Annotated in this window: 11 protein-coding genes; 4 read left to right on the forward strand and 7 right to left on the reverse strand. The window is 63.2% G+C overall.

What is annotated here, in order from left to right; genetic code table 11:
* Positions 1–50 precede the first annotated feature (50 nt).
* Entirely contained in the window at positions 51–911 is an 861-nt protein-coding gene (locus YUA_RS0126140; protein ID WP_027533363.1) for a DMT family transporter, read from the forward strand.
* Between the two features lie 12 nt (positions 912–923).
* On the opposite strand, the gene YUA_RS0126145 is transcribed toward YUA_RS0126140, so the two are convergent.
* The 3 genes from YUA_RS0126145 to YUA_RS0126155 all read right to left on the reverse strand — a co-directional run bounded on the left by YUA_RS0126145 (position 924) and on the right by YUA_RS0126155 (position 4,409).
* A complete protein-coding gene (locus YUA_RS0126145; RefSeq protein WP_027533364.1) occupies positions 924–2,138 on the reverse strand; it encodes an EAL domain-containing protein in 1,215 nt (404 codons plus the stop codon).
* 283 nt (positions 2,139–2,421) lie between these two features.
* Complete coding sequence (locus YUA_RS0126150; protein WP_027533365.1) at positions 2,422–2,847, reverse strand: hypothetical protein; 426 nt, start codon at positions 2,845–2,847, stop codon at positions 2,422–2,424.
* A gap of 398 nt (positions 2,848–3,245) precedes the next feature.
* Entirely contained in the window at positions 3,246–4,409 is a 1,164-nt protein-coding gene (locus tag YUA_RS0126155; RefSeq protein ID WP_027533366.1) for a hypothetical protein, read from the reverse strand.
* 341 nt (positions 4,410–4,750) lie between these two features.
* On the opposite strand from YUA_RS0126155, the gene YUA_RS0126160 reads away from it, so the two are divergent.
* Positions 4,751–5,368: a LuxR C-terminal-related transcriptional regulator gene (locus YUA_RS0126160; protein WP_027533367.1), complete on the forward strand. Its 618-nt coding sequence runs from the start codon at positions 4,751–4,753 to the stop codon at positions 5,366–5,368.
* Between the two features lie 40 nt (positions 5,369–5,408).
* Here the strand turns inward: YUA_RS0126160 and YUA_RS0126165 are convergent, their stop codons facing one another.
* The 4 genes from YUA_RS0126165 to YUA_RS52715 form a co-directional block, all read right to left on the reverse strand.
* Positions 5,409–5,657: a hypothetical protein gene (locus tag YUA_RS0126165; RefSeq protein ID WP_027533368.1), complete on the reverse strand. Its 249-nt coding sequence runs from the start codon at positions 5,655–5,657 to the stop codon at positions 5,409–5,411.
* A gap of 99 nt (positions 5,658–5,756) precedes the next feature.
* Positions 5,757–6,134 (reverse strand): Hpt domain-containing protein, encoded by a 378-nt coding sequence (locus YUA_RS0126170; RefSeq protein WP_027533369.1) that lies wholly within the window; start codon positions 6,132–6,134, stop codon positions 5,757–5,759.
* A 147-nt stretch (positions 6,135–6,281) separates the two neighbouring features.
* Entirely contained in the window at positions 6,282–6,977 is a 696-nt protein-coding gene (locus YUA_RS0126175) for a Crp/Fnr family transcriptional regulator (RefSeq protein WP_198029506.1), read from the reverse strand.
* Positions 6,978–7,167: 190 nt separating this feature from the next.
* The gene (locus tag YUA_RS52715; RefSeq protein WP_027533371.1) at positions 7,168–7,392 is read right to left on the reverse strand and encodes a hypothetical protein; all 225 of its coding nucleotides are present in this window, start codon (positions 7,390–7,392) and stop codon (positions 7,168–7,170) included.
* A gap of 74 nt (positions 7,393–7,466) precedes the next feature.
* On the opposite strand from YUA_RS52715, the gene YUA_RS52720 reads away from it, so the two are divergent.
* Together YUA_RS52720 and YUA_RS45010 are read left to right on the forward strand one after the other, a co-directional pair.
* Entirely contained in the window at positions 7,467–7,808 is a 342-nt protein-coding gene (locus tag YUA_RS52720) for a hypothetical protein (protein ID WP_371259911.1), read from the forward strand.
* A 194-nt stretch (positions 7,809–8,002) separates the two neighbouring features.
* Positions 8,003–8,355 (forward strand): Hpt domain-containing protein (locus YUA_RS45010; protein WP_027531868.1); only part of this gene is annotated, 353 nt, incomplete at its 3' end.

Below are 8,355 nucleotides of genomic sequence, written 5' to 3' on the forward strand. Positions count from 1 at the left end.
CTCGCCACCGGAGAAGGCCGAGGATCGCGGCTCAAAAAAGTGGGACGGACATGCAATCTGCGGGCAGCGGCTGGGGCAACGGGCTTCTCGGCGTCATTATCTTCAGCGGCTCATTGCCGGCAACGCGCGTGGCGGTCGGCGGCTTCTCGGCGCTGTTCTTGACGTCGGCGCGGGCCATCATCGCGGCGCTGATCGGCGCGGCCGTGCTCGGCCTGCTCCGTCAGACGTGGCCGCCGCGGAAGGATCTCACCTCGCTCACCATCGTCTCCATCGGCGTCGTGGTCGGCTTCCCCTTGCTGACGGCGCTGGCGCTCCAGCACATCACCTCGGCGCATTCGATCGTCTTCATCGGCTTGCTGCCGCTGTCGACCGCGATCTTCGCCGTGCTGCGTGGCGGCGAGCGGCCGCAACCGCTGTTCTGGTTGTTCGCAATGCTCGGCAGCGCCACGGTGGCAGGCTTTGCCCTCGCAAATGACGGCACCGCATCAGTCGCCGGCGATCTCTTGATGGTCGCCGCGATCGTGCTGTGCGGGCTCGGCTATGCCGAGGGTGCTGCGCTGTCGCGTCGGATCGGCGGCTGGCAGGTGATCTCCTGGGCGTTGCTGCTGGCGCTGCCGCTGATGCTGCCCGTCATGATCTGGACTTGGCCGTCGACATGGAGCAGCGTCGGTGCGCCGGCCTGGATCGGGCTCGCTTATGTCTCGATCTTCAGCATGTTCGTCGGATTCATCTTCTGGTATCGCGGGCTCGCGATCGGCGGCATCGCGCGCGTCGGCCAGTTGCAGCAGCTGCAGCCCTTCTTCGGGCTCGCGCTGGCCGGCTTCCTGCTGCACGAGTCCGTCGCATGGAGCATGATCGCCGCGACCGCGCTTGTGGTTGTCTGTGTGTTCTTTGCGCGGCGGTATGCCTGAGGCTTTCGTGCTTCACACCTGATCCATCACCGTCCGCGTCAGCGCGCTCCGCGCAAATTTCTTGAGCGGCATCGGCTTTCCGAACAGGAAGCCTTGCACAAGATCGAAGCCGAGCTCGTTCGCTGCGACGAGGTCGGCGCGGCTCTCGACGCCCTCGGCGGCAGCGCGGGCGCCATAGCCCTGAGCGAGCTCGACGATGTGACGGCACACCGTGCGCTTGAGGCGGTCGTTGGCGCTACCGGTCACGAAGTGGCGGTCAGCCTTCAGCTTGATGAAAGGGATCTTGTCGAGATCCATCAGCGACGGCCAATTGGCGCCGAGATTGTCGATCGACAGGCCAATATTGTGCAGGCGCATCTCGCGCGAGATTTCGGTGAGAAGCTCGAGATCGCGGATCGCTTCCTCGCTGTTGATCTCGATCGTCAATCCGCCGAAGGCCGGATGCGTCGGCACGCGGCGGCAGAGGTCGCGCACGGCCTGCGGTTCCTTCAAATACGACGCCGGCAGGTGGATCGAGAGATCGACCGGGCTGTGCTGCTCCAGCAGATAGTGCCAGTCCTGCACCGCGCGTTCGATCACGAACTCCGAGAGATCGCGCAGATGCGGATCGTGCTCTTCCGGGATGAAATAGGCCGGCGGCACCACGCCCCAGGTCGGATGGCGCATCCGCACCAGTGCCTCGGCGCCGCTGCGGATCAGCGTGCGCGCGTCGATCTTGGGCTGGTACCAGAGCTCGAGCCAGCCCGCATGCAGGGCCTCGCCGACATGAACGGCCGGGCTCGGCGCCGGCTCGTCCGGCAGCAGCATCGCGACGCGATCGCGCAGCGTCTCCGCGGCAAAGGGCGTGGTGAGCGGCGGCAGCATCGCGAGGCCATATTCCTCCCCGACCTGCTGCACAGCCTTCACGATAATCGACTCGCGGGCGCCGACGGTCAGGACCTTGCCGTCGAAGGCCTCGCGCACCAGCGTCTCCAGAAATGTGCCGGGCTCGATGCCGTCCGCGGCGACTCCGAAAAGAATAAGATCCGGCAGCTCGCCGGCGAGCACGGTCTTCAGCTCGTCGGCGCTGGCGCATTCGCTGGTGACGAAGCCAAGATCCTCCAGCACTTCGGCTAGGAACGCACGTAGATGGCGCTTGCCGTCGGCGACACATGCGCGCGGCGTTACTTTTCGCCGTCCGAAGGTTTTGGGCCTTCGTCCGGCGAGCTCAACAATTTCATCGTCCATCGCAAACCACTCCCGTTCCGCGACCGGTGTTAGCGACGGGAGCAGTTTCAAATAAGGAGGGCTTCAGCCGATTGTTGAATTATCTGGGTAACGTTAAAGCCCCCATCATTTCTAAAATTGTTCGGATCTCGTTCGAGAAGTCTTTACGTCTGCCCTCGCGTTGCGCATCCGCGTGCGACAATCGTGCAAGATTTTCCCGAACGTGCAGTTCGGCAGCGCGCGCAGCCGTGTCCTGTAATTGGACGAATCTGCGCGCGCTTCGCCCAATTGAATAATGGGCGCCTCAATTGGCGGCGGCTTTGTCGTGCTCGGCCATGCCGACCGGCTTGTAGTCATAGGTCGGATAGAACTCGGTGCGGTACGGGCCCCACGCCGTGTCCTCGATGATGCGGTTGACCTCGCGCAGCCGCGAGGCCGGCAGCCGCAGCGTGACCACCTGGCCGATGCCCATCATCACGTACCAGCTCACGACCTCCACGCCCGCCGGTGGAAAGGCTTTGCGGAAGCCCTGCTTGTCGAGTTGCGCATTCAGCTCACTGAGCGGACGCGACTGGTCGTGTTTGAAGAAGACGGTGAGCAGGACGGCATTGTCGGCGGTCGGCGCGGCATTGGCGGGCGGCGGCGCCGTCTGCGCCATCGTCGCCGGTGTGAGCGCGCACGCGCCGGTCAGCCACGTTGTCACCATCAACGCCAGTCGGATCGATCTCATCGCCTATGTCCTTCCCAATGCAGACTGCGATGCATCGGAGAATAGGAGCGATACGTTCAGTCCACGAATTCATTTTCGCGCGATGCGCGCATATTCCCGCGCCGCGCGTGACAGTTATGCGACAACTCGCCCGGCTGCTGAGCCAACAAGTGTGAAGCACCTCACATACGTATTGCGACACCTGCGCTATTGGTTCCGCCTAGCCGGTGGTGGGCTGTCAGGGATTGCAGCTATGACGACGCGGCGATTGATCTACTGGTGGTTCAGGTTCGTGATGTCAGGGCGATTTCTCGATCGCTTCCTGTGCCTGCCGCACGCGCCCGAATAGCCCAGGGGAACGTTTTCTGTTTGAGCATGATCTTGTCGGAAAACCGCTTCACACTTTTCCGGATCATGCTCTAAGTCGCCCCGATCAATTTGCGGAGCGCCGCCGCGCCGTCCTGCACGGCGTCGCGGCCCTTCCAGGCCAGATAGCTCAGCTTGCTGCCCAGCGTCTCCTGGCTGCGCAGCCGGCGTGATCCCAGGATGTGACCGACATTGGCGGGAAAGCGGCTGACCTCGGCCGACACAAGCGCCGCAATCGCGTCCATCAATTGCTGAAGCCGGACGCCCCACTCGCTCTGCTCGATGCCGTCGATGCGAAGCTTGAGCGCATGTTCGGCGTCGTAGATTTCGGTGAGCAGGTCGCGTGCGACGAGGAAACGGTTGTGGCGGAGCGCGATCCGCAGGGCGATGCGCTTGTCGTCGAGCCGGTCGAGCACCATGGGAACGACGCAAGCGTAGGGCGCCGCGGCAACCTCGGCAGCGCTCTTGCTCGCGGCCGCCCTGGTCGCAAGGTATATGAGTTGCCAGAATGTCTTCAGGCGCCTCGCCACCAGCGCCAGTGCAAAGGGCAGCGCATTAGGATTGGCCTTCTTGAAAGCATCGAGCTGCGCGGTGATCTGGGCGACCTGGCCGTCGTCGAATTTCGTAATGGTTTCGGGCAGCTTTCCATTAAACTTCGGCAGCGCGTCGCCGGCGCGCAGCACTTGCTGCATCTTCGTCACGTCGTCGAAAGCGGTGCGCGAAGCCGTGTATTGCGCGAGCTTGCCGCGCGCGAATTCGGCGCTCTCGGCTGAAGCGAGCGTGTTCTCGAGCACCTTGACAACCTTGACCTGAAAGGTCGTCGCGATCTTCAGAACTTCCTTGGGGTTGTTGGCGGTGACCTGGTCGTTGATCGCCTTGACATAGTCGCGCGCCATGGTCGGCAGCAGGTCGCGGCAGATCCATTCCCAGATCGGCGTGAGCGTGTTGCGCGAAATCCGTCCCGCACTGGCGTGCTCAGGCGCGCCGTCGATCAGCAGCAGCTCGAGTGGAGCGAAGAAATAGCGGGACGGGCTGGTGGCGCGCGCCTGGATCGATCCGTCCTTGCGGAACTCGGCGCGCAGCTTGGCCTGGATCTCGGCCGAGCCCGGCATGTCGATGCCGCACAGCTCGAGCCGCTCGAGCTCGCTCAGCAGACAGCTGCGCGACAACGGCGTCAGCTTCTGCAGGAACTCCGATAGCTGGTCGACCTCGTTCATGGCACGCAATCTTCCGCAACGTTTCCAGCAGGCCTTCCGGCTCCAATGCATGGAGGCATTTGCGCGCTCTCAATTGTGACAAAGAGAAGCAGGTCGCCGTTAATTTATCCGTAAAGTCCGGGGGACTCTGCGGCCGGGCGTGGCGCGGATCGTTAAGAAGGTCTTTGCGGTTCCGCCGGCGGTTTGGGCGGAATATCAACCCTGACATAGGCAACGAGCGAGGGATGCAAGCACAAATTGTGCCGTTGTCGGCATTTCAGCACAAAACTGACAAAATCACCGTAGTCTTACGGAGCAGAAAGTTAACCCCAGAACGCCCCGGGTTCCGCTAAACGGGTCACATGGGGTCACAGAACGATATGGTTGCTGATTCGCGGCCGTCGGAATGGTTCGAAAGCGCTGCTCCGGCCGAAGAGCTTGATTTCGCCCGGCTGAACGCCGCCCGTGCCAAGGCGGCCGACGAGATGGCCGCGGCCATTGCCCGCGAGCTCAACGGTCCCCTGACCGCACTCCTGCTCTACATGGGCGAGATCAAGCACCACAGCGACCAGCTCGCGCCTGTCTCGGCTGACCGTGCGTATTTGCAGCAGGTGGTGGAGAATGCATTGGCGCAGACCGAGCGCGTCTGCGGCGTGGTCAAGCAACTCGCCGGCTCCCACAAGGGCGCGTTGCCTGCACCGTCCACGACCGAGGATGCCGAGTTCAAGGCCGGCCGCGCGCTGCCGGCGCCGCGGGAGACGGGCTCCGAACTGTCGAGCCCGTCGGGCAAGCGGCTGACCAAGCGTGAGCGTGAAGTGCTGCGGCTGATCAGCGAGGGTTTCTCGAACAAGCAGGGGGCGCTGCGGATGCAGATCAGCCCGCGCACTTTCGAGAGCCATCGGGCGGAAGCGATGCGGAAGCTTGGCGCGCGCAACACCGCGGATCTCGTCCGCGCGGCGCTGCTGCATTCGATCGATTGAAGCCGTCGTCTCGCGCCGCCTTGGTGGCGGCGCGTCATGCCTAAAAATAGTCTTCTGAGAAGGGGCGCATGCGCGAATTGGGCCGCAGCGCCTTCGGCTCTTCCTTCGGCGCAGTCGGGATGATGGTGATGGTCCAGCGCGGGGGGATCGTCGAATCCTGCTCCAGCACCGAGCGCACAAAACCCGTCACCGTGGACTCGCCCGCCTTCACCGTGGCCATCCGGCCGTTGAACTGTGCGATGCGGAAGCGACGGACCTCTTTCTGGTCCGCAGTCTCATAGGTGAACATGGAAACCCTCCTGGTTTCCGGCGACTATCGCCATCTATGATTAGTCATCCGTGAAAATCGCAAACCGTATAAGTACGGCGGGTTTTTGGGCGGGGATGGTCAGCCCTGCGGTTCCTGCGCCTTCGCGGCGGTGAAGGCCACGTCCATCTGCCGCAGCAGATCGCCAAATTCGGCGTCGTCGACGGTGTCGGCGGTGCTCTCTAGTCGCAGCGCCAGCGCCGCGAGCCGGAGATAGCCGAACGTTCTGGCCGTGCTCTTCAGCGAATGCGCCTCGCGCGCGATCCGGCCCCGGTGCAGGCCGAGCGCGAGCGTGTGAAACAGCTTGAGCCGTGCGCTCGTCTCGCTCCAGAACACTGCGCGGACTTCGCAGGCGCCGTCCTCGCCAATCTCGTGCACCAGCACGTTGAACGCGCCGGGCTCGCGCAGGGGCGCTGCATCGAGCGCGCCCTGCGCGGGAGCGAAAGCGGCGTCGAACATGATGTCCCGGTCCCCGTGATGCGCGCCGCGGTGCGAGGCGTCCGGGATGTCTACGCCATTCCGATTTCGGTTCTGGTCACGAGTTATGCAGTGTTTGCAGGCGGCGTTAAGCACTTGCTTTACCATGCGCCGCACCCGCGCGGCCCGTCAGGGCCCGAGCAGCCGATCGTACTGGGCCTTGACCGTGGCGTAGCATTCGCACGCCGTCTGGCGCAGTCCGTCCAGATTGAGGATCTGGATGTGTCCGCGGCTGTAGTGGATGAAATTGGCCTGCTGCAGGGTGTTGGCGACCAGCGACACGCTGTTGCGCCGCGCCCCGATCATCTGCGCCATGGCCTCCTGGGTCAGCAGCAACCGGCAGTCGCCCGACAGATCATGGGTGTGCAGCAGGCAGCGCGACAGCCGTGACTCCACCGGATGCGCCGCGTTGCAGCCCGCGGTCTGCTGCACCTGCGCGTAGACAGCGAGCCCGTGGCGCGTCAGCAGCGTTCGCAGGGTGGAGCTCTGTTCGGCCGCGATGCGCAGCCGGTCGAGATCCATCACCGACGCGACGCCGGGAACCAGCACGACGGCCGTGTTCAGCGCGCAGGCATCGCCCATGGTCGAGAGTGTTCCGAGCAGGCTGTCGCGGCCGATCATGGCCACCTGCACATGCTCGCCCTTGGCAAGTTTCACGACCAGCGAGACCACGCCTCGGTGCGGGAAATAGGCGCGCTTGAGCGTCTCACCGGTTTCGACCAGCACTGCGTCATGGGGTAGATCGACCGTGCGCAGATGTGCACGGATCAATTCATAATCGTCTGCCGACAGTGCCGACAGGAAACCGTTGGATGGGCGCAGCATCGTTTCCAAATCTGCCTCCCGTCTCATCCGCCGGTGGAATGCCCGTCACCGAATCCGCTATTCCCTACGTGGCAAGTTCCACCATGTTCACGGCGGGATATATTGGCAATTGGTTCATTGTCCACAGTTGCGCCCCAATCACCTGATGCCGTCTGGCGTGCACCCGGCATGCAGGCGGCGATGGTAGCGCTCACATCATCTCCATCATGCGGAAAGTTGGACATGTCGCAGCGTTACGCCCTGCTTCACCCAAGACAGTCTCTCTGACCAATTCAATCGTGATGAGATGAGGGCGCAACAGATCGAAGTCGGCCGCGTCGAGCATTCGCAGCAATTGGTTGGGCGGTGGTCCGCTCGCGATCATGCAGGATCGATCCAGCGCGTTCGGTGGGACGTCGGCGTCGCGCTTCGGCATCTGGTTGCGCGACAAAATGGGCTATACCGTAATGGTTGTGTTTATGTCCACATACCCGTTGGAGGGCAGACAGCTTGCCGCAGCTCGGCGCCGCGCGCTGCCCGCGCAAGCCGTTCACGCCGGATGCGCTGCTGGCCGCCGTCAGGGACTGTCTCGCGGAGCAACGTGCCGCTGCCGCGCAGTTGCATTACCGCGTTATCGATCGCGACGCCCGCGAGGTAAGAGTCCGTTTACCGCGAGCGCAGCCCTTGCGGACTTCAGCACAACATCGACAGACGGTCGCACACGCGATTCCGATCGCGCGTGATTTGATTCAATTCGCGCGTGCCGTGCATATCCCTCCATATTGGCAGGCTTTTTTTACGCGCGTCGTGGCGCTGTTATCCGCGCGTTTACCTGTCGCGTTTCCGACCTGATGCTGCGTACGGGGTTTGCCGAAAACGGCAGACCCGCGCGGTCGAACAGCAAACTTCGCTTCAATCTCCGTATTAGCACGGAGGATGAAATTAACGGGACCGTGAAATGGGTTGTCTAACGATCTAGGAGCGGACTTCCGCCGATTCCAAGCGCGGCGCAGGTGTCGAGGTCCAGCTCAGTTAAGGCGTAGCTCATGGATGATCTGTTGCGGGAGTTTCTGACGGAGACCAGCGAGAGCCTGGACACCGTCGACAATCAGCTGGTGAAGTTCGAGCAGGAGCCGAACAACGCCAAGATTCTCGATAACATCTTCCGCCTGGTCCACACCATCAAGGGTACGTGCGGCTTCCTCGGACTGCCGCGGCTTGAAGCGCTGGCGCATGCCGGCGAGACCCTGATGAGCAAATTCCGCGACGGCATGCCGGTGACCGGACCGGCGGTGACGCTGATCCTGTCCTCGATCGACCGCATCAAGGAAATTCTCGCAGGCCTGGAGGCGACCGAAGCCGAGCCCGAAGGCACCGACCGCGATCTCATCGACAAGCT

The organism is Bradyrhizobium sp. WSM3983 (genome assembly GCF_000473045.1).
Taxonomy (GTDB): domain Bacteria; phylum Pseudomonadota; class Alphaproteobacteria; order Rhizobiales; family Xanthobacteraceae; genus Bradyrhizobium.